At 58.4% G+C, this 20,254-nt stretch carries 23 protein-coding genes; 10 read left to right on the forward strand and 13 right to left on the reverse strand.

What is annotated here, in order from left to right:
- The first annotated feature begins 40 nt into the window (after positions 1 to 40).
- Genes rph through hemW form a run of 3 tightly spaced genes read left to right on the forward strand, consistent with a single transcriptional unit; the run spans position 41 to position 2,543 of the window.
- Positions 41 to 754: a ribonuclease PH gene (rph, locus tag BMY38_RS02525; RefSeq protein WP_092759462.1), complete on the forward strand. Its 714-nt coding sequence runs from the start codon at positions 41 to 43 to the stop codon at positions 752 to 754.
- Positions 751 to 1,383, forward strand: a complete 633-nt coding sequence (locus tag BMY38_RS02530) for a non-canonical purine NTP pyrophosphatase (protein ID WP_092759464.1) — start codon at positions 751 to 753, stop codon at positions 1,381 to 1,383. The genes rph and BMY38_RS02530 overlap by 4 nt, the downstream gene beginning before the upstream one ends.
- Positions 1,380 to 2,543 (forward strand): radical SAM family heme chaperone HemW, encoded by a 1,164-nt coding sequence (gene hemW, locus BMY38_RS02535; RefSeq protein ID WP_092759466.1) that lies wholly within the window; start codon positions 1,380 to 1,382, stop codon positions 2,541 to 2,543. Before BMY38_RS02530 ends, hemW begins: the two co-directional genes overlap by 4 nt.
- Here hemW and BMY38_RS02540 read toward each other — a convergent pair.
- The 7 genes from BMY38_RS02540 to hemJ form a co-directional block, all read right to left on the reverse strand.
- Positions 2,514 to 3,425, reverse strand: coding sequence for a ParB/RepB/Spo0J family partition protein (locus tag BMY38_RS02540; protein ID WP_092759468.1), 912 nt, complete (start codon positions 3,423 to 3,425; stop codon positions 2,514 to 2,516). The genes hemW and BMY38_RS02540 overlap by 30 nt on opposite strands.
- Positions 3,418 to 4,206 (reverse strand): ParA family protein, encoded by a 789-nt coding sequence (locus BMY38_RS02545; RefSeq protein WP_092759470.1) that lies wholly within the window; start codon positions 4,204 to 4,206, stop codon positions 3,418 to 3,420. The genes BMY38_RS02540 and BMY38_RS02545 overlap by 8 nt, the downstream gene beginning before the upstream one ends.
- Position 4,207: 1 nt before the next feature.
- Positions 4,208 to 4,810, reverse strand: a complete 603-nt coding sequence (rsmG, locus tag BMY38_RS02550; protein ID WP_092759472.1) for a 16S rRNA (guanine(527)-N(7))-methyltransferase RsmG — start codon at positions 4,808 to 4,810, stop codon at positions 4,208 to 4,210.
- Positions 4,807 to 6,675, reverse strand: a complete 1,869-nt coding sequence (gene mnmG / locus BMY38_RS02555; RefSeq protein ID WP_092761105.1) for a tRNA uridine-5-carboxymethylaminomethyl(34) synthesis enzyme MnmG — start codon at positions 6,673 to 6,675, stop codon at positions 4,807 to 4,809. Before mnmG ends, rsmG begins: the two co-directional genes overlap by 4 nt.
- A gap of 11 nt (positions 6,676 to 6,686) precedes the next feature.
- On the reverse strand, positions 6,687 to 7,982 hold the full coding sequence (gene mnmE / locus BMY38_RS02560; protein WP_092759474.1) for a tRNA uridine-5-carboxymethylaminomethyl(34) synthesis GTPase MnmE: 1,296 nt from the start codon (positions 7,980 to 7,982) through the stop codon (positions 6,687 to 6,689).
- 6 nt (positions 7,983 to 7,988) lie between these two features.
- On the reverse strand, positions 7,989 to 9,311 hold the full coding sequence (gene rho / locus BMY38_RS02565; RefSeq protein ID WP_092759476.1) for a transcription termination factor Rho: 1,323 nt from the start codon (positions 9,309 to 9,311) through the stop codon (positions 7,989 to 7,991).
- A gap of 130 nt (positions 9,312 to 9,441) precedes the next feature.
- Complete coding sequence (gene hemJ, locus BMY38_RS02570) at positions 9,442 to 9,879, reverse strand: protoporphyrinogen oxidase HemJ (protein WP_092759478.1); 438 nt, start codon at positions 9,877 to 9,879, stop codon at positions 9,442 to 9,444.
- Between the two features lie 389 nt (positions 9,880 to 10,268).
- Between hemJ and BMY38_RS02575 the strand changes: the two genes are divergently transcribed.
- From BMY38_RS02575 to dnaQ, 4 genes are read left to right on the forward strand one after another with little or no spacing between them, the layout of a single operon-like run.
- Complete coding sequence (locus BMY38_RS02575) at positions 10,269 to 10,856, forward strand: Maf family protein (protein ID WP_092761107.1); 588 nt, start codon at positions 10,269 to 10,271, stop codon at positions 10,854 to 10,856.
- Positions 10,853 to 11,668 carry a shikimate dehydrogenase gene (locus BMY38_RS02580; protein WP_092759480.1) on the forward strand — a complete coding sequence of 272 codons (816 nt, stop codon included), beginning with the start codon at positions 10,853 to 10,855 and terminating at the stop codon, positions 11,666 to 11,668. The genes BMY38_RS02575 and BMY38_RS02580 overlap by 4 nt, the downstream gene beginning before the upstream one ends.
- Positions 11,665 to 12,231, forward strand: a complete 567-nt coding sequence (gene coaE / locus BMY38_RS02585) for a dephospho-CoA kinase (protein ID WP_281243198.1) — start codon at positions 11,665 to 11,667, stop codon at positions 12,229 to 12,231. The genes BMY38_RS02580 and coaE overlap by 4 nt, the downstream gene beginning before the upstream one ends.
- The gene (gene dnaQ, locus BMY38_RS02590) at positions 12,228 to 12,914 is read left to right on the forward strand and encodes a DNA polymerase III subunit epsilon (RefSeq protein ID WP_092759482.1); all 687 of its coding nucleotides are present in this window, start codon (positions 12,228 to 12,230) and stop codon (positions 12,912 to 12,914) included. Before coaE ends, dnaQ begins: the two co-directional genes overlap by 4 nt.
- A gap of 1 nt (position 12,915) precedes the next feature.
- Here the strand turns inward: dnaQ and secB are convergent, their stop codons facing one another.
- Positions 12,916 to 13,455 carry a protein-export chaperone SecB gene (secB, locus tag BMY38_RS02595; protein WP_092759484.1) on the reverse strand — a complete coding sequence of 180 codons (540 nt, stop codon included), beginning with the start codon at positions 13,453 to 13,455 and terminating at the stop codon, positions 12,916 to 12,918.
- Between the two features lie 87 nt (positions 13,456 to 13,542).
- Positions 13,543 to 14,013, reverse strand: a complete 471-nt coding sequence (locus BMY38_RS02600) for an FxsA family protein (protein WP_092759486.1) — start codon at positions 14,011 to 14,013, stop codon at positions 13,543 to 13,545.
- Positions 14,014 to 14,117: 104 nt separating this feature from the next.
- On the opposite strand from BMY38_RS02600, the gene BMY38_RS02605 reads away from it, so the two are divergent.
- Genes BMY38_RS02605 through BMY38_RS02615 form a run of 3 tightly spaced genes read left to right on the forward strand, consistent with a single transcriptional unit; the run spans position 14,118 to position 16,223 of the window.
- Positions 14,118 to 14,777 carry a Tim44/TimA family putative adaptor protein gene (locus BMY38_RS02605; RefSeq protein ID WP_092759488.1) on the forward strand — a complete coding sequence of 220 codons (660 nt, stop codon included), beginning with the start codon at positions 14,118 to 14,120 and terminating at the stop codon, positions 14,775 to 14,777.
- 1 nt (position 14,778) lies between these two features.
- The gene (gene mltA, locus BMY38_RS02610; RefSeq protein ID WP_139204638.1) at positions 14,779 to 15,648 is read left to right on the forward strand and encodes a murein transglycosylase A; all 870 of its coding nucleotides are present in this window, start codon (positions 14,779 to 14,781) and stop codon (positions 15,646 to 15,648) included.
- The gene (locus BMY38_RS02615) at positions 15,645 to 16,223 is read left to right on the forward strand and encodes a Smr/MutS family protein (protein ID WP_092759492.1); all 579 of its coding nucleotides are present in this window, start codon (positions 15,645 to 15,647) and stop codon (positions 16,221 to 16,223) included. Before mltA ends, BMY38_RS02615 begins: the two co-directional genes overlap by 4 nt.
- On the opposite strand, the gene BMY38_RS02620 is transcribed toward BMY38_RS02615, so the two are convergent.
- The 4 genes from BMY38_RS02620 to idi form a co-directional block, all read right to left on the reverse strand.
- A complete protein-coding gene (locus tag BMY38_RS02620; RefSeq protein ID WP_092759494.1) occupies positions 16,191 to 17,441 on the reverse strand; it encodes an MFS transporter in 1,251 nt (416 codons plus the stop codon). The genes BMY38_RS02615 and BMY38_RS02620 overlap by 33 nt on opposite strands.
- A gap of 13 nt (positions 17,442 to 17,454) precedes the next feature.
- Positions 17,455 to 18,753, reverse strand: coding sequence for an ATP-dependent protease ATPase subunit HslU (gene hslU / locus BMY38_RS02625; protein WP_092759496.1), 1,299 nt, complete (start codon positions 18,751 to 18,753; stop codon positions 17,455 to 17,457).
- 157 nt (positions 18,754 to 18,910) lie between these two features.
- Complete coding sequence (hslV, locus tag BMY38_RS02630) at positions 18,911 to 19,468, reverse strand: ATP-dependent protease subunit HslV (protein ID WP_092759498.1); 558 nt, start codon at positions 19,466 to 19,468, stop codon at positions 18,911 to 18,913.
- Between the two features lie 69 nt (positions 19,469 to 19,537).
- Positions 19,538 to 20,113 (reverse strand): isopentenyl-diphosphate Delta-isomerase, encoded by a 576-nt coding sequence (gene idi / locus BMY38_RS02635; protein WP_245737477.1) that lies wholly within the window; start codon positions 20,111 to 20,113, stop codon positions 19,538 to 19,540.
- Positions 20,114 to 20,254: the final 141 nt, after the last annotated feature.

Raw genomic sequence — 20,254 nt, forward strand, 5'->3', positions numbered from 1 at the left:
CAGAGGCATGTCGGACGCAACCCAGATCAGGAGAAATATGATGCGACCCTCGGGACGAGCCCTCGATCAGATGCGAGATATTTTCATCGACACGGACGTCACCATGCACGCCGAGGGGTCTTGCATGATCCGTTGCGGCAACACGCATGTGCTGTGCACGGCGTCACTGGAAGAACGTGTGCCGCCCTTCCTGCGCAACACCGGGCAGGGCTGGGTGACTGCAGAATACGGCATGCTGCCGCGAGCCACTACAACTCGGATGCGGCGTGAGGCCACAACAGGCAAGCAATCGGGGCGGACGCAGGAAATTCAGCGTCTGATCGGGCGGTCGCTGCGTGCTGGAATTGACCGGAATGCCCTTGGCGAGAGACAGATCACCATTGATTGCGACGTCATACAGGCCGATGGCGGGACAAGGTGTGCGTCGATCACCGGCGGTTGGGTCGCCCTGCGTCTGGCGATCAACAAGCTTATGAAAGCCGGCGATATCGTCACCGATCCGATCATCGATCACGTCGCCGCCGTCAGCTGCGGCATCTATGCCGGGCAATCGATTCTGGACCTCGACTACCCTGAGGATTCCGAAGCCGGGACGGATGGCAATTTCGTCATGACCGGCGACGGTCAGATGATCGAACTGCAGGCCAGTGCCGAGGGCGCAACCTTCAGCAAGGATCAGTTTGGTGAACTGATGGCCCTTGCCGACAAGGGTGTGGCCGAATTGGTTGCCGCGCAGAAAGCCGCCACCGCGTGAGACGGTTCGAAGGCAATGAACTTCTGATTGCGACTCACAACGCAGGCAAACTGGCGGAGTTTCAGACGCTGTTGGCCCCGTTGGGTATCGCCTGTCGATCGAACACAGATTTCAACCTGCCAGAGCCGGAGGAGACCGAGGAAACTTTCGTCGGCAATGCGCGCATAAAGGCGAAGGCCGCCGTCGATGCGACCGGCCTGCCCGCATTGGCAGACGATTCGGGGATCGAGATCGCTGCGCTGGGCGGTGCTCCGGGCGTACGTACTGCCGATTGGGCTGAAACCGGGACCGGTCGCGATTTCAAGCTGGCCATGACCCGTGCCTGGACAGAATTGGAAGCGAAAGCCGCGCCCGAGCCGCGCAACGCCCGGTTTTGCGCTACGCTCTTGTTGATGTGGCCAGATGGGCATGAGGAAATCTTCGAAGGTCACCTGAACGGGCGAATTGTCTGGCCGATGCGCGGCGCGGAAGGCCACGGCTACGACCCGATCTTTTTGCCCGATGGACTCGATCAGACTCTGGGCGAGATGTCGGCTGAAAGGAAGAATACCATCAGCCACCGGGCTGTCGCCTTGCGCAAGATGGCGGGCTGCTTCGGGGGCACCACAGCTGGATCGCTGGACGAATGACCGAGAACTGGCAAAGAGCCGGGTTCGGTCTTTATATTCATTGGCCATTCTGCGCGGCGAAGTGCCCCTATTGCGACTTTAACAGTCACGTCACGACCATGGTCGACCAGGCAAGGTGGCGCGACGCGCTGCTCCGGGATCTGGCCCACTGGGCCGGTAAAACGGAAGGCCGCGTCCTGACCTCGATTTTCTTCGGGGGTGGAACGCCCTCAATGATGCCGCCCGATACAGTCGCCGCGCTGATCGACGCTGCGCGGCGACATTGGACCCCTGCGAACGATCTGGAAATCACGCTGGAGGCAAACCCCACATCTGTCGATGCCGCGCGGTTTGCGGGATATGTGGATGGAGGCGTAAATCGATTTTCTGTCGGGCTTCAGGCGTTGAAGAACGATGACCTGCGCGCTCTGGGCCGCCTCCATACTGTGGCCGAGGGACGGCGCGCCTTCGACATTGCCCGCGACCTGACCGATCGAGTGTCCTTCGACCTGATCTATGCGCGGCAAGGTCAGGCGCTTGCCGATTGGCAAACTGAATTGACGGCTGCCCTGAAGATCGCGGGTGAACACCTTTCGCTTTATCAGCTGACGATCGAGGACGGCACGGCCTTTTCTGCCCGGTATGCCGCCGGGGGACTTACTGGATTGCCCGACGAAGACCTTTCCGTCGATTTATATAATCTGACGCAGGATCTCTGCGGTGCCGCTGGTTTGCCGAGATACGAGACCTCCAATCATTCTCGACCGGGTCGGGAATGTCGGCACAATCTGATCTATTGGCGAGGGGGCGACTGGGTCGGCATCGGGCCAGGCGCACATGGGCGCCTGTCTTTGTTCGACGGCAGATGGTCGACCGTGGCCGAGAAAATGCCGCAGGCCTGGCTGGTGCAATCCGAAAAGGTCGGGACCGGCAACAAAGCGATGAATATCCTTCCGCAGACCGATATTTCCGATGAATATGTCCTGATGGGCCTGCGGACGCGGGAGGGTATGGATCTGGCCCACCTGGACCGCATCGGCGGACGCCTCGACCCGGCAGGACTGGCGGAAATGGTCGGGGATGGCCATTTGCAGCTGCACGACGGATGGCTCAAAACGACCGAAAGCGGTGCTTTGCTGTTGAACGCCGTCTTACGGAAGATCGTCGCGGTCGATCCCTGACGACAGCAAGGCGCAAAGCCTGTCCAGTTGCTCCAAGGACCGATAGCGGATTGAAAGGCGGCCGCCCTCTTCACCACTCGCATGATCGATGGACACGCCGAGACCCAACGCAGCAGCAAGATCACCTTCCAGGGCGCGCGTATCCGCGTCTTTCTCCGCCGGGGATGCAGCGGTGGCTCGCTTGCCCTTTGGCTCGGACGCACCGCGCGCAAGACGTTCGGTCTCGCGGACGGAAAGACCGCCATTCACCACCTGGCGGGCCAAAGCTTCCGGATTCGGCGCGTTGATCAGGGCGCGGGCATGCCCAACGGATAATGTACCTTGCCGCAGAAGATCTTGAACTGCGTCCGGTAGTTTGAGAAGGCGCATCAGATTTGCGATGTGACTGCGCGATTTGCCAAGAACCGTGCCTAGCTGTTCCTGCGTGTGGCCGAACTTCTCCATTAGCTGCCGAAAGCCTAACGCCTCCTCGATTGCGTTCAGATCGGCCCGCTGAATGTTCTCTATGATAGCGATTTCCAGCACTTCAATGTCGTCCAGATCCCGCTGGATGACAGGAACCTCGTGCAGCCCGGCCCGCTGCGCCGCCCGCCAGCGTCGCTCTCCCGCAACAATCTGGTAATCGCCGGACACTTTAGGATCAGGGCGAACGATCAGCGGTTGGAGAATGCCTTTTTGGGAAATCGAGGCAGCCAGGTCAGACAGATCTTCCTCATCAAACGTGCGCCGAGGCTGATCCGGATTCGGATGTATTTTTTCGATCGGGACGAAAGCTTCGCTCGATATGGTTTGCATGGCCATATCCGAAGCCGAAACGCCAACGTCAGCCATCAATGCCGACAAGCCACGCCGCATTGCTCGTTTTTGTGGTGCGTCAGACATCAAGCCCCTCAACCATTTGATTTTTATTAATAAGTTCTGACGCAAGACTCCGATAGGCTATTGCGCCACGACTTGTGGGGTCATAGTTCAACACTGGCATGGCATAGCTAGGCGCCTCACTCAGACGAACATTTCGCGGAATTTTAGTCTCGAAAACCAGATCACCAAGATTCTGTCGCGCATCTTCCTCGACTTGGAGACAAAGATTGTTGCGACGGTCAAACATCGTCAGAACTATTCCCTCCAACCGCAGATCAGCGTTTGCTGTGCTTCTGACCTCCCGAACTGTCAGCAATAGCTGTGACAGACCTTCCAGAGCGAAGAACTCCGCCTGTAAAGGGACGAGCACGGTGTCAGAAGCCACAAAAGCATTTAAAGTAAGTAGGTTAAGGGACGGCGGACAATCGACGAGAATATAGTCGTACGGAGCGTCACGCAGCCGCAGCGCTTTGCGAAGGTGCATCACACGTCTGGCACTATTCATGAGCTCTGTATCGGCGGAGCTCAGATCCATCGTTGCTGGAATAATCCATAGATGTTCGACACTTGTCTCAAGTGCGATGTCGAGAGGTGACGCTTCGCCTAAAATTAGGTCATAGGTACTTTGTCCACGAACCGACTTTGAAACGCCTAGCCCAGTGGACGCATTTCCTTGCGGGTCAAGGTCGACAAGCAGAACGCGATGGCCGCGCATAGCGAGCGCGGCTCCCAGATTTATCGCAGTTGTCGTCTTGCCGACACCACCCTTCTGGTTCGCGATACTAATGATTCGCGCCTTCATATCATGCTCGATTCAGGTTTTGGGCATGCAGAATGACGGACTCTTCATCGGTCTGACTATTCAGCACATCCAAATCATAGACCCATTCTTCGCGAGCCGCCAGAACCTCTTCCCGCCATGTTCGGCCCTTGGGGAATAGATAATGGCAGCTCTCATGTGCATGCGGCTTCGCAAGATTAAAAAGTGTGCTCAATGATGCCACCGCGCGTGCGCTAATGACATGAGCATTGATTGGCGGAATTCGTTCGATGCGTCCGTTGATAATTCTCACATTGAGGCCCAGCTCTCTCCGGACAGTATGCAGGAAGGCACACTTCCGAGCATCGCTTTCAACCAAAACGACATCAATCTGATGCCCCATGCATGCGGCAACCACGAGTCCGGGAAAGCCGCCCCCACTACCAATGTCAAGCCATGGTCCCGTCTCGGGTCGGTGGGCGTTAGCAATTTCGAGAGAATCTTCAATATGACGCCTACGAAGATCTCGCAGACTTGCTTTGGAGACTATGTTGATGCGTGGCGACCATTTTCGAACCAGGTTTTCAAGTTGCTCAAGAACATCCTGTGTTTCACGTGAAACAATTTGCTGTCTATGATCCGTCACGCGGAACGGCGTTCTTGTCGACGCACGGCCGCAAGAATCGCCACAGTGGCCGCAGGTGTCATCCCTTCGATCCGACCGGCCTGAGCTACAGTTTCTGGTCGCACGTTAAGAAGCTTTCCGAGTAGTTCTGTCGATAGGCCGTTGATGGCTGCATAGTCCATATCACACGGAATCAAAACGCCTTCTCCAGCCTTCAGAGCTTGAATTTCTCGATTTTGACGCACAGTATAATTTGCATAAAGCGCATCTCTCGCCACTTGAAGCTTAGTTTTAGAACTATGCTCATCCAGTTCCGGGACGATATTTTCAAGCAGCGGCAATAGATCAGAACCAAGCCCCAGAGCTTCGTATCCTGACTTTGCTGGGCCGCCCGATCGAATATTGAACCCCGCGGCAGACAATCTTGCACTGGAAATGGATTTTTCTTTCAGTACATTAGCGCAATGGTCTATCGCATCACGCTTCTGCGAAAAATGCGCCCAGCGGCGATCGGAAATGCAGCCTATCTCACGACCAAATGGCGTAAGGCGTTGATCCGCATTATCAGCACGCAGCGAGAGTCGGTATTCTGCACGTGAAGTGAACATCCGATATGGCTCGGATACGCCTTTTGTCGTGAGATCATCGATCATGACACCGATATAACTTTCCGACCGAGAAAAAGTTACACCAGATTTACCGGAAGCTTGCAGAGCAGCGTTCAGACCAGCAACGAGACCCTGCGCGGCTGCCTCCTCATATCCAGTCGTTCCATTAATCTGACCCGCCAGGTAAAGCCCATCCATTGACCGCATCATCAATCCTGACGTCAGGCAACGTGGATCAACGTAATCATATTCAATTGCATAACCGACTTGCGAAATCTCCGCTCGTTCAAGGCCCTCAATTGTATGAACGTAATCTTGCTGAACATCTTCGGGAAGAGACGTCGAAATACCGTTAGGATAGACCAGATCTGTCGAAAGTCCTTCTGGCTCGAGAAAAATCTGATGAGATGACTTTTCAGAAAACCGGACGATTTTATCCTCGATCGATGGACAATAACGAGGACCGGTTCCATCGATCATTCCACCATACATCGCTGATTTTTCAAGATTGTCGCGGATGATATCGTGGGTTCGCTCGTTTGTGTGAGTGATGGCGCAAGAAATCTGCTGTACAAATGGCCTGTCGTGCAGAAAAGAAAACATTTCCGGATCGTCATCGCCATCCTGGCGTGCCAACACATCCCATCGGATTGTACTTCCCCGAAGACGCGGCGGCGTCCCGGTTTTCAAACGGCCCAATTCAATCCCAAGATCAATGATTTGATCCGCAAGGCGCGTCGATGCCTTGGCATTCATACGGCCACCTATGATCTTACGATCCCCAATATGGATAAGGCCTTTGAGAAATGTGCCGGTCGTCAGAATCAATGCATCCGACGTTATCCTTGCGCCATTCGCTAAAATGACCCCACGCGCCTTTTTCCCATCTTCAAATATTAGCGCCGTCACTTCACCTTCGACAAATGTCAGGTTTGGGTGTGACTCGATTTCTTCGCGCATGACACTTTGATACAATGCTCGGTCCGCCTGGACCCGCGGACCTTGCACCGCGGGACCCTTGCGACGATTCAAAAGTCGGAATTGGATCGCCGCGCGGTCGGCAACGCGTCCCATCACACCATCCATAGCGTCGATTTCACGAACCAGGTGACCCTTGCCTAGCCCACCAATTGCCGGGTTGCAGGACATTATTCCCAGGTCATCAACTTTGAACGACACCAGTGCCACTGAACAGCCCATACGCGCGCCGACGCAAGCAGCCTCGCATCCTGCGTGACCGCCTCCAATGACGACGATGTCATAGTCCTGATGTTTCACGTGAAACAACCTTATTTACCTATGCAGAAAGAAGAAAAGACTTCATCTAAAATTTCGTCAATATCAACCCCGCCGATAATTTCGGATAGTGCACTTGCGGAATCTCGCAAGGACAATGACACCAATTCAGGTTCAGCATCAGACATCTTTGCCTGTACTTCGACCATGATCGAGAGTGCCACATCAAGTGACGCCCGATCGCGCTCGCGGGATATTAATCCGGCATCAGGAATCCGTTCAGAAAGTATGGTGCCTATGCACAAAAGCAGCCCCGGTATACCCGCTCCGGTACTGACAGATATAGCGTTGGCATCGCCATTCAGATCACCCTTGGATCGGATCACTATGTCCTGATCCAAGACAGGTACATCCCAGGTCGGAGGAGTTGCTTGCTCATACAGGAAAATGCGCAAATCTGCAGATTTTGCGCGAGTGATAGCCCTGTTTACGCCAATCAGTTCAACTTCATCTGATGTTTCTCTAAGCCCGGCCGTATCTAACAGCGTCACAGGCAAACCATTGATATCACACCTAACTTCTACAATATCACGTGTTGTTCCGGCTACTGCAGTCACGATAGCAGCATCTGAATTGCTCAGGGCATTCAAAAGTGACGATTTTCCAGCATTTGGCTCTCCCACCAATGCCACCTCGAATCCTGTCTTCAATCGCGCCACCGATCTCACAGTTTCAAGTTCGGCTGAAACGCTCTCAATCACTCCGGAAAGAAGCATCGAAACTTCACGGGAAACATCCTCAGGTACATCCTCGTCAGCAAAGTCGATCGTCGCTTCAACCAGAGCGATGGCCCGCAACAAATCTCGTCGCCACCCTTCGACCCGACGTGATACTTCGCCGTCCAGAACACGCATAGCATGACGTCGCTGCCCTTCCGTCTCCGCATCAATGACATCCGCAAGACCTTGAACTTGGGTCAGGTCCAGCCTTCCATTCATAAGGGCACGGCGCGTGAATTCTCCCGGTTCCGCCATGCGAAGCGGTGGCATCCGCTCCAACTCCATCAGAACCGCGCGTACGACGGCGACACTCCCATGAAGATGCAGTTCGATGACATCTTCGCCGGTAAAGCTTGCACCACGTTCAAAAAACAGGACAAGCGCCTGATCCAGAATATCGCCCTCGGAATCTCGTAATGTAGCGAGGCGGCTGGACCTTGGTACAGGTGGTGACACGCCCATTGCCGTCAGCGCAGCGCAGCATTCCGGCCCGGAAATCCGCACAATCGCGACTCCCGCCTTGCCCTGCGCCGTGGCCAGGGCAAAGATCGTATCTCCGGCCCCGGTCACCTTGGATCAGGAGTTCATAGAGTCGAAGAAATCCGCGTTGGTCTTCGTCTGTTTGAATTTTCCGATGAGAAATTCAATCGCATCAGTCGTGCCCATCGGATTCAGAATCCGCCTCAACACGAAGGTTTTCTGCAGGTTCTTGGGATCGACCAGCAGCTCTTCTTTTCGTGTGCCCGATTTCAGGATGTCCATCGCCGGGAAAACACGCTTGTCGGCGACCTTGCGGTCCAGAACGATCTCGCTGTTGCCGGTGCCCTTGAATTCTTCGAAGATCACTTCGTCCATCCGGCTGCCTGTATCAATCAGTGCTGTTGCGATGATCGTCAGCGATCCGCCTTCTTCGATGTTCCGCGCCGCGCCGAAAAACCGTTTCGGCCGCTGCAGGGCATTCGCATCGACACCACCCGTCAACACCTTGCCCGAAGATGGTACAACCGTGTTAAAAGCCCGGCCCAACCGAGTGATCGAATCCAGCAGAATCACCACATCCCGCTTGTGTTCGACCAGACGCTTGGCTTTCTCGATCACCATTTCACTGACCGCGACATGCCGCGTTGCCGGTTCGTCGAACGTCGAGGAGATGACTTCCCCCTTCACCGACCGTTGCATGTCTGTGACTTCCTCGGGCCGTTCGTCGATCAGCAGAACCATCAGATAACACTCCGGATGGTTCGTTTCGATCGACTTTGCGATGTTCTGCAACAGCACGGTCTTACCTGTCCGGGGTGGCGCAACTATCAGAGAACGCTGACCTTTTCCGATAGGCGCAACCAGGTCAATGATCCGGGCGGATCGGTCTTTGATGGTAGGGTCCTCGATTTCCATCTGGAACCGCTCATCGGGATATAGCGGTGTCAGGTTATCAAAGCTGACCTTGTGCTTGGCCATTTCCGGATCGGCAAAGTTGATCTTCACCACTTTGGTCAGGGCGAAATATCGTTCATTCTCGTCGGGCGCCTGGATGATGCCATCGACAGTATCGCCAGTTCGAAGCGAATGCTTCCGGATTACGTCAGGCGACACGTAAATATCGTCCGGGCCTGACAGATAATTTGCCTCGGGCGACCGCAGGAAGCCGAAGCCGTCCTGCAAGACTTCCAGCACACCTTCACCGGAAATTTCCCATCCTTCGTCTGCCCGTTCCCGCAGGATCGAGAACATCATCTCACCCTTGCGCATAGTCGAGGCGTTTTCAATCTCAAGCTCTTCCGCCATATCGACCAGCGCCTTGGGTGACATAGCTTTGAGGTCACGCAGGTTCAGTTGCTCGGGCGGTCCGTCGTTATCGTCTTCGGGACGGGTATCGTCGAGGATGTCGTCATCGCGCATGGCAAAGCTCCGCAGCGGAAGGGCATAGCGACCCAAAGGGTGCAGCCGTATTGGTCTTCGGGAAATCGGTAACCGGACCAGGACGGTCCACCGTTGGCAGCCAGTTAGGCATCTGATCTCCCCAAGTCAATCAGAACGGTCGTACGATAACCGAAATAACGATGATGATCATCAGAACCGTCGGTACTTCGTTCATCAACCGGTAACTCCGCCCGGTGGCCGCTGCCGTCCCCGCCGCCAACGCCTTGCGCTGCCCCCCACACCACATGTGAAATATGGTCATCCCGATTATGCTGATCGCCTTGATCCAGGGCCAGACCTCGCCCCAATCGACGCCGCCCATTCCGACGATGGACAGGCCGAAGACCCATGTCGCAATCATCGCCGGAGTCATTATCGCCTGCAGCAGACGGCGTTCCATCACCTCCAGCACCGGGATCATCTGCGGCACTGCGTCCCGTTGTTCGACATGATAGACGAACAATCTCGGTAGATAGAAAATCCCCGCCATCCAGGCGATCACCGAAATGACATGCCCCGCCTTCAACCACAGATACAGATCGTTCATCGGTCCCGCCTTTCGCCTTACTTCCTAACAATAAGAAAGAAAGAAAAAAGGATGATGTTGTATGTAGGGGCAGTGGATATCGGGGATTAAATTCTCCGCACAACACAGTCCACAGATCGGTATTCCGATCTGCGGCGACAGACAATCCGGTGGATAAGCTGTCAAGTTTGCAACCATGCATGTGAGTGGCGGTGTGTATCGTTTTGGGGAGATCCCAGAACATCGCAGGGGAGGAATCGTCGGGCCTCACAGCTCGGGCCAACCGACAGGTCGCGTGCAAAAGATCTCGACAGTGGCGGAGAAACCGGCGACTTGTCCTCAGACAGTGCAGGGTCCAATCCTGTCACAGGGTTACCGACAGGTTTATCCGCCCCTTTGTCCCCGGATCTATCCCCGTGCTGATTCTCGCTTCCACCTCCCGCACCCGTCAGAATCTGCTGCGCAATGCCGCGATTCCTTTCGAGTCGCGCCCGCCGCGCGTGGATGAGGTGGCCGTGAAGGACGCGCTTCTGGCCGACGGCCAACCACCCCGGAACATTGCCGATGCCCTGGCCGAGATGAAGGCGCTCAGGATTCGCGCGCCGGGCTTCATCCTTGGCTGCGATCAGGTTCTGGACCATGACGGTGCGCTGATGTCCAAGCCTGCATCGCCTCAGGAAGCCAAAGCGCAACTGACGATGCTTTCAGGTAAAACGCACAACCTCTTGTCCGCAGCCGTGATCGTCGAAGATGGCGAGCCGATCTGGCGGCATGTCGCCACTGTCAGGATGACAATGCGAAAGGTGACGCCGGGATATGTCACGGGCTATGTCGAGCGAAACTGGGACACGATCCGAAATTCCGCTGGAAGCTACGCACTCGAAGGTGAAGGAGCGCGGCTGTTCCACCGGGTCGACGGTGATTATTTCGCGGTGCTGGGATTGCCGCTGCTGCCACTGCTCGATTTCCTGATCACACGTGGTAAACTCGACGCATGACATGTCTGGCCGGGGTCATCGGCGACCCGATTGCTCAAAGCCGCTCGCCTCGTCTGCATGGCCATTGGTTGCGTCGGTATGAAATCGACGGACATTATGTGCCTCTGCACGTAACGCGCGACATGTTGAGCCAGACGCTGGAGACACTTCCGAAACTGGGGTTTCAGGGGTTGAACGTGACCATTCCCCATAAGGAAGCGGTGTTTCGCCTGGCCAACGATGTCACCGAGCGGGCCCGTGAGGTCGAGGCGGCGAATACGCTGACCTTCCGTGACGGGCGCATTCTTGCGGATAATACCGATGGCATCGGGTTCATTGCCAATCTGCGACAACAGGCCCCGGTGTGGCAGGTGAATGCGCCTGCACTGGTATTGGGGGCAGGGGGCGCAGCGCGGGGAATCATTGCCGCACTGCTGAACGAAGGTGTGCCGCGGGTGACCATCGTAAACCGGACGGCCGCGCGGGCAGAAACGCTGGCGGATTTGTTCGACCGACGGGTGCGGACCATGCCGTGGGAGATGGCCAGCCCGGCGCTGGCGGATCACGGGTTGCTGGTAAACACCACCAGCCTGGGAATGACTGGCCAGCCGCCTTTGGTGCTCGACCTGGCTGCACTGCACGCCGACACCACCGTGTCCGATATCGTCTACACGCCTCTCATGACGCCGCTGTTGAAAGATGCTCAGGACCGTGGCGCCACTGTGGTCGAGGGTCTGGGGATGCTGCTGCACCAGGCCGTTCCAGGATTCACGGAATGGTTTGGCGTCGTGCCAGATGTGGATGACGAGTTGCGTGCTGCGGTGCTGGCGTGATCCTTGGCCTGACCGGCTCCATCGGGATGGGAAAATCCACGACGGCGCAGATGTTTCGCGATCTTGGTGTGCCGGTATGGGACGCTGATGCGACCGTGCATCGTCTCTATGCAAAGGGTGGGGCGGCGGTGGAACCGATCCTGGCCCTGTTTCCCGATGCTTTGCGTGACGGTGCCATCGACCGCACCGTGATGCGCGCCATCGTCGCCGCCGATACGGGCGCCCTGACGAAGATCGAGGCGGTTGTTCACCCTCTTGTCGCCCAGGACCGCGCGGAATTCCTGAAGACCCAGGCACCGCTGCTTGTCCTCGATATCCCGCTCTTGTTCGAGACCGGCGCCGATGCGACCGTTGATCGCATCGCCGTGGTCACTGTCCCGCCGGAAATACAGCGCGCTCGTGTGCTGGAACGGGGGACGATGACGGCTTCAGAATTTGACGCGATCCTGGCGCGGCAGGTGCCGGATGCTGACAAACGGGCGCGTGCCGATTACATCATTCCGACGACTGACATGCAGACGGCGCGCGATGCCGTCACCGATATCGTAGCGGAGCTGACATGAGGGAAATCGTCCTCGACACCGAAACCACCGGGTTCGAACCTGAATCGGGTGATCGCATCGTTGAAATCGGTGCGATCGAGCTGATCAACCACGTTCGCACCGGCAAGGAGTATCACCAATATATCAACCCCGAGCGGTCCATGCCCGACGGCGCGTTTCAGGTGCATGGGCTGGGGGATGATTTCCTGAAGGATTTTCCCGTCTTCAAGCAGGTCGGGCAGGCGTTCATAGATTTTATCGGTGACGCCAGGCTGGTCATTCATAACGCCGCATTCGACATGAAATTCCTGAACGCAGAACTGGACGGCATGGGCCTGCCACGCCTGCCCTATGATCGGGCCATCGACACTCTGGCCATCGCACGGTCGAAATTTCCCGGCTCGCCTGCATCTCTGGATGCTTTGTGCCGCCGGTTCGGGGTCGATAACGCGGCACGCACAAAACACGGCGCTTTGCTCGACAGCGAAATTCTTGCGGAAGTCTATCTGGAACTGATCGGCGGACGGCAACCGACGATGTCGCTGGTCAGCCAGCAGGAAGGGCAGTCCACGGCACAGGGCAACTGGACCCCACGCCCCCGGCCGGAGCCGCTTCCATCGCGTCTGACCGAAGAAGAAGCCGCCGCCCATGCCGCATTTGTCGAAACACTGGGCGACGGCGCGATCTGGAAGACCGGGGGATAGATCAGGACGGTTTGACCTGTGCGGCCTCGGCCTGGACCCGGCGCGTCAATTCGTTGCGATACAGCGCCACGAAGTCGATATTTTCGAGGTTGAGCGGCGGAAACCCCCCATCGCGCGACACGTCAGACACGATCCGGCGCAGAAAAGGGAACAGCATCCGCGGGCATTCGATCATCAGATAGGGATGCATCTGGTTGTCGGGCACATTGGCGATCTGGAAGACACCGGCATAGTCCAGCTCCAGCGCGAAGATCGGGTCGGTCCCGCCCTTCACCTTTGCCGTGACGTTCAATTTCACCGCGACTTCGTACTGACCTTCTGTGGTGCGCTTCTTGGCCTCCAGACCAACCTGAACATTGATGTCCGGCTGTCCTTCCATCGCCTGACCCTTCTGGACGGCGATGTTTTCAAACGACAAATCCCGGATGAACTGACCCAGGACCTGCATCTGCGGCATTTGCTGGGGCTGTGCGGCTCCGTTCGTGGAGGCCGCGTCAGTCGGGGCGGCAGCGTCGGTCGTAGTCTTTTCTTCGTCGGCCATCTGGCGAAATCCTCGGTGTAGAAGCGTTGCCCTCAGCTACCAGAGGGGCTGGAGCGTCACAACCGGAGCCTGCCCGACTCACTCCTGTTATTCTCTGGTCCATCCGGACGGGCCGTCCCTGCGGGGAACTTCGACATAATCCCCCTCGACAACGTCATTGTCAGCGGTGGGCGACCTGCTGTGCAGGTCGGTGCCGACGGAAAAGGACTGCACTTTGATGCGCGCGCGAACCTGCCGCATCACAAAATCCCGCACGGCCGGTATCAGCAGAGCAAAGCCTATCGCGTCGGTGAAGAAACCCGGTGTCAGCAACAGAAGGCCCGAGGCCAGAATCATGGCACCATGTGCCAGCGCGCGCGTCGGATCGGTCAATTCGTTGAGCGAGGCCTGCACTTGCGCCAATGCGGCCAGCCCCTGCCGCTTGACCAGCGTTGTGCCCAAAATCGCGGTCAGAACCACGATGGCGAGGGTCGGCCAAAGGCCAAGCCAGCCGCCCACCTGAATAAACAGCGCGATCTCGATGATCGGAACGACGATAAAAATTGCCAGCAGCCACATGGTTTCGCCTCTCATTTCGGGGGATTGCTTTCCTTGACCCGCCTGAGGCCTTACATATGTAGAAGGCGCGAGATACCAAGTCCGAGTGTGTGCCGGAGAAAAGGATGAACGACGCCGTGATACAACTTCTTGTCCTTGCGGCGATTGCCCTGTTTCTGGTGATCCGTCTGAAGAACGTGCTGGGCACCCGCACCGGCTTTGAAAAGCCCACCGCGATCGATCCGGCGCGGTCGAACGATGTGCGCCGTGATTTCGAAGTTATCGAAGGTGGGCCTGATCGCGACATTACCGATCACGTCGACGACGGCACCGACAGCGCCAAGGCGCTGGCCGCGATGAAGCTGGTTGAGCCGGGGTTCAGTGTTACCGAGTTCGTCAGCGGTGCGCGACAGGCCTATGAAATGATTCTGATGGCATTTGAGAACGGCGACCTGTCCGAGGTGCAGCCGTTCCTGTCTGAAGATGTCTATGAAGCCTTTCTGGCTGGTATATCCGACCGCGAAGACAAGGGCCTGAAGGTCGAGGCCAATTTCATTGGTGTGCGAGAAACCTCAGTTCGGTCTGCGGAGATCGACCGCGACACGAACGAGGGGCAGATCACCCTGCGGTTCGTGGCCGAGTTGACCAGCGTCGTGCGAGACGAAGAGGGTACCATCGTCGAAGGCAATCCGAACGAAATCAAGAAACAGCGCGACGTCTGGACCTTTGCCCGCAAGCTGGGCACCGGCGACCCGAACTGGAAGCTGGTCGCGACGGGGGACTGAGGTGTTCCGGACCGACCCGACCAGGGCCGCCCCCGAAACGGGGCGGCTTTGCTTTGTCGATCTGCCGGGTTGGGCCGAGGATGATCTGGAAGATGCACTGGAGGCGTTGCGCCTGAACCCCGCGACAGTCGATGGCGATGCGAGAAGCTTTTTCGAGACCCGTTTTCAACCGGGAGAGCCGATCGCCGGACATTTTACAGGCTACTATGAACCTGAACTGGATGCTGCGCTGACTCCTTCGGACGCATTTCCCGTTCCGATCCATGCCATGCCGCCGACTGGAGCGTCTGCACCCCGCGCAACGATCCTCCCGATGTTACAGGGCGGCGAAATTGCGTGGCTGCGAGACGAGGTGGACCGGTTCTTTCTTCAGGTGCAGGGGTCGGGCCTGTTGCGCCTGCCTGACGGTGGGACGTTGCGGGTCGGTTATTCCGGATCGAACGGGCATCCTTATCGGTCCGTTGGCAAGCTGCTGAGCGACCGCGGCATCTTCGGCCCGAACATAACGGCCGAGGCTTTGAAAGACTGGCTGCGCGCCGATCCCGCGCGGGGTCGGGCGGTAATGAATGAAAACCCCAGCTACATCATGTTCCGCAAGATGGATGCACCGTCAGGGCAGGGACCGCTGGGTACGCTTTGCCCCGTAACCCCGCTGCGCAGTCTTGCCGTCGATCCGGTGCATACCCCGCTGGGCACCCCGGTCTGGATCGAGACCGATGGCCATGCCCGGCTGTGTATCGCGCAGGACACAGGGTCGGCGATCATAGGGCCGGGCCGGGCGGACCTGTTCTTCGGAACAGGTGATGCGGCGGGGCTGGCGGCGGGACGGCTGAACCATCCGGGGCGGTTTATTCCGTTGCTGCCGCGATGAAACGGCGGGGCCTGACTCCGGAAGACCGGGATATCTGGTCGCGTTATTCCCGTACCGCGGATCCGCTGCATCCCGTGCGCCGCGACAAGGCACCCGTACCGCAGACCACGCCCAGGCCCACGGCGAAAACGCCCGACCCGATTGCTCCGTTCGAGATGGGCACCCGCGCCCGGTCCAAAACGTCGAGCAGTGCGCTCGCCCCGTCGCTTTCGGATCAGGTGAATGGCGCACCGCTGCGCATGGATGCCAAGGCGCACAAACGGATGCGGGCGGGCAAACTGCGGCCCGAGGGGAAATTGGACCTGCATGGCATGACGCTGGACATGGCACACCCGGCATTAATGCGCTTCATCCTGTCTGCCCATGCAAATGGCAAGCGGCTGGTAATTGTTGTGACCGGCAAGGGTAAGGCCAAGCCCAGCGAAGGTCCGATCCCGACGCGTCTGGGCGTGCTGAAGCATCAGGTGCCGCAATGGCTGCGAATGGCGCCACTGTCGAACGTGGTGCTGCAGGTCACGGAGGCGCATCGATCACATGGTGGATCAGGCGCGTACTATGTCTATCTTAGACGTTAGAGACGCTTTCGCACGGCGGACGGCCAGCGTGGCAAGGATGGCGGAGATGACGAAGTAAACAGCGATCGCAGGCATCTGCTCAGGCAAGTCGTATCCCGCATCAATCAATACCCCGGTCAGCCCCGGTCCTATGGCCGACCCCAGAACCATGATCGCCACCGCCATCGCCTTGATCGAACCCAGATGCCGCGTGCCGTAGTATTCCGCCCAGAATGCCGTTGGAACGGTGGCTTGCGCGCCGGTGCCAAGGCCCAGAGTCATCAGCCCAAGGGCAGCGCCCGCAAGGCTTTCGCTTTGCCCTAGGACAAGGAACGCCAATGCGAATGGCAGAAGGTATATCGACATCAGACGCCCCGTCCCGATTCGATCGAGGGCTGCGCCCGAAGCGAAGGTCGTTACGACCGATACCAGCATGAACAGGGGCATCAGGGCGACGTAATCGACCAGCGCCCAGCCCTTGACCGTTGTCAGGTGCACCTGGTGAAAGAACAGCGCCGTGCCGAACGCGGGCGGCCCCAGAAGCAGCGGGATAAGCGCCCAGAACAGCCAGTGCCGCAGCATGTTGCCGCGCGTCCAATGGTGCCCGCCCATGCCCGCGACTGGCGTATCGGCAGCCAGCGATTGTGGCGTACGTTCGGCCCGCAAAAGCCGCAGGATCACCGGCATCGCCAGCAGGACCAGGGCGGCGGCGACAAGCCAGAGTCTGCGCCAGTCGCCCAGCGCCAGCAGGGCGACGAACACGATGGGCAGGATGGCTTGGCCCAGCGCAAACCCCATCGATGCGACCGACAGGGCCTTGCCTCGCGTCGCGACGAACCACCGCGCCATGGCGACCGCCGAAATATGAGTCATCAGCCCCTGACCGAAAAACCGCAATGCCAGCACCGTCGCGATCAAAGCGATCACGCTTTGCGCATTGGCCATCGCCAGAGAGGACAGTGCCAAACCGCCCGCCGCAAACATCGCCAGATGTCGTACCCGCAGCCGGTCGGTCAATCCGCCCGCTAACACCATCGCCATCGCCGAAGTTGTGGTGGCGACCGTATAGGCCAACCCCCATTCGCCGTCGGTCAGGCCAAAGTCCGCTTTGATGCCATCCGCGAACAACGAAATGAAGTATGTCTGCCCGAAGCTGGATGTGAAGCAGATCAGGACGCCGGCCGACAGGAATGCCGCATTGTCGCGCAGGAAGCGCAGGTAGGCGGCAGGCCCCTTCAAGATTGTGGGCCAGTCACAGCACGTATCGGGACAGGTCCGTAGACCGCGAAAGTTCGCCCAACTGCGCTTCGACGAACCCGGCGTCGACCGTGACTTCCTTGCCGGGTGTGTCGGGTGCGTCGAACGACAGCTCTTCGAATACGCGCTCCAATACGGTATAAAGCCTGCGTGCGCCGATGTTTTCCACCGCCTCGTTGACCTGTGCTGCGATCTGCGCCAGTGCAGCGATGCCTTCGTCGGTGAAGGTTACAGTGACTTTTTCAGTCGCCATCAGGGCGGTATATTGCCGCGTCAGCGCGTTGTCGGTCTCTGTCAGGATGCGCACGAAATCGCCTTCGGTCAGTGCACGGAGTTCGACGCGGATCGGCAGGCGGCCCTGCAATTCCGGCAAAAGGTCTGATGGCTTGGCGATGTGAAATGCGCCTGAGGCAATGAACAGGATGTGGTCAGTCTTGACCGGGCCATGCTTGGTGCTGACGGTCGTGCCTTCGATCAACGGCAACAGGTCACGCTGCACACCTTCGCGGCTGACGTCGCCGCCGCGCTGGTCGCTGCGGGCACAGACCTTGTCGATTTCGTCGATGAAGACGATACCCGATTGTTCGACCGCACGGATCGCTTCGCGCGTGACTGTCTCGGCGTCCAGCAACTTGTCCGCCTCCTCGTCGATCAGCAGGTCATAGCTGGCGGCGACGGAAAGGCGCTTCTTGACGGTGCGCTGCATCATCTTGCCGAACAGATCGCCCAGGTTCGCCATCTGATCCATGCCCGGTTGACCGGGGATCGCCATCCCCATCGGGTTCGAAGTATCGGCCACCTCCAGTTCGATCACCTTGTCGTCCAGCTCTCCGGATCGCAATTTCTTGCGGAACGACTCGCGTGTGCCTTCGCGGGCATCGGTTCCGGCCAGGGCGGAAATGACGCGATCTTCGGCGGCGGTATGCGCCTTTGCCTTCACATCTTCGCGCATCTGTTCACGGATCATCAGCTGCGCCGCGTCCACCAGATCGCGAATGATCTGCTCCACGTCACGTCCGACATAGCCGACCTCGGTGAATTTCGTGGCTTCGACTTTCAGGAACGGCGCGCGCGCCAGCTTGGCAAGCCGGCGACTGATCTCGGTTTTGCCGACGCCGGTGGGGCCGATCATCAGAATGTTCTTGGGATAGACCTCGTCACGCAGATCGTCGCCCAGCTGCTTGCGACGCCAGCGATTGCGGAGCGCCACAGACACGGCCCGCTTGGCATCTTTCTGTCCGATGATGAACCGGTCGAGTTCGGATACGATTTCGCGCGGGGTCAGGTCGGTCATCGGTCACTCCTTCGTTGAGGATGTAGTTAAGGACCCATCACGGAAACGCAACGCCACTTACGGTGTGGTGCAGTGGGGTATCGCGAAATCGGTCTGTCGCGCAGGGCGTGGCCAAACCCGGCCATTAATGCAGCAGTTCCGATCAGCTAAGGGTGGATCACTCTCCGCCGATGGATTCCACTGTCAGGTTGCCATTTGTATAGACACAGATGTCCGCCGCGATCGCCATCGCCTTGCGCGCCACGTCCTCGGCCGACAGATCGCCATCCATCATGGCGCGGGCGGCAGCGAGGGCATAATTACCGCCCGATCCGATGGCCGCGACGCCATTTTCCGGTTCCAGCACATCCCCCGCTCCGGTGATGATCAACAGGTCGGTGCCGTCGGTGACGATCAGCATCGCCTCCAGCTTCTGCAGATATTTGTCCGTGCGCCAGTCCTTGGCAAGTTCCACGCTGGCACGGGCCAGTTGTCCGGGCGTGGCTTCCAGCTTGGTTTCCAGCCTCTCTAACAGGGTGAAAGCATCGGCGGTCGATCCGGCGAAACCCGCGACGACGCTATGACCACCCGGCGACAGGCGTCGCACCTTGCGGGCAGTGCCTTTGATGACGGTCTGGCCAAGGCTGACCTGACCGTCGCCCGCGACCACCACGCGGCCCGCCTTGCGGACGCCGATAATCGTGGTGCCGTGCCAGCCGGGGAAGTCGTCAGCCATATGTTCGCTCCGTCGTCGGTTTCGTGCCTGATATGGGACGCTCAGGCGCAGGATGCCAGAGGCGTCACGTCAGCGCGCCGTCGCGACGTTGTCCGCATTTCCGAAAATCCGGGCGTGGTGGTCACGCAGATAGATGCGCAGCCATGGCGTGAAAATATCCGGGCGGGCCTCGATTTCGCTCGTCAGACTGGAGAGTTCGGCCCATCGGGTCGCCTGAACCTCTTCCGGGTTCGGCTGGATGGTCAGGGCCTGATCGGTTCGGGCGACGAAGATTTCGGCGACCTCATGTTCGATCATGCCGCCCCCCACGTCGGCGCGGTATTCAATCGCCGGTCGTGGAGACAGGGTCAGCCCGGTAATCCCCAACTCCTCGGTCAGACGCCGGGAGGCGCAGGCAGCGGAAGCTTCGTTCCATTGCGGATGGGTGCAGCAGGTGTTCGCCCACAGGCCAGGGGTATGGTATTTTCCTGCCGCGCGGCGCTGGATCAGCAGATGGCCATTGGCAACGACAAAGACCGAGACGGCCTTGTGACGTAACCCTTGCCGATGCGCCGCCAGTTTTTCCACAGGCGTCAATTTGCCGTTCACCCAAGCGGGGATCATGGTCTGGGCACCGGCATCCGGAGTGAGGGTCGTAGGAGTCATGAGGCCTCTGCGGCTGGTCCCATCGGAGTCATCGGGCGTCAGCCCACAAGACAGAGCGCACGATGTCCTGCATAATGGGTCTGAGGGCAGAGGCCCAGTACCTCTGTCAACCGTCTGTCGACAAGGGCGGTGGGTGGTAGA

Source organism: Jannaschia helgolandensis (genome assembly GCF_900109285.1).
GTDB lineage: Bacteria > Pseudomonadota > Alphaproteobacteria > Rhodobacterales > Rhodobacteraceae > Jannaschia > Jannaschia helgolandensis.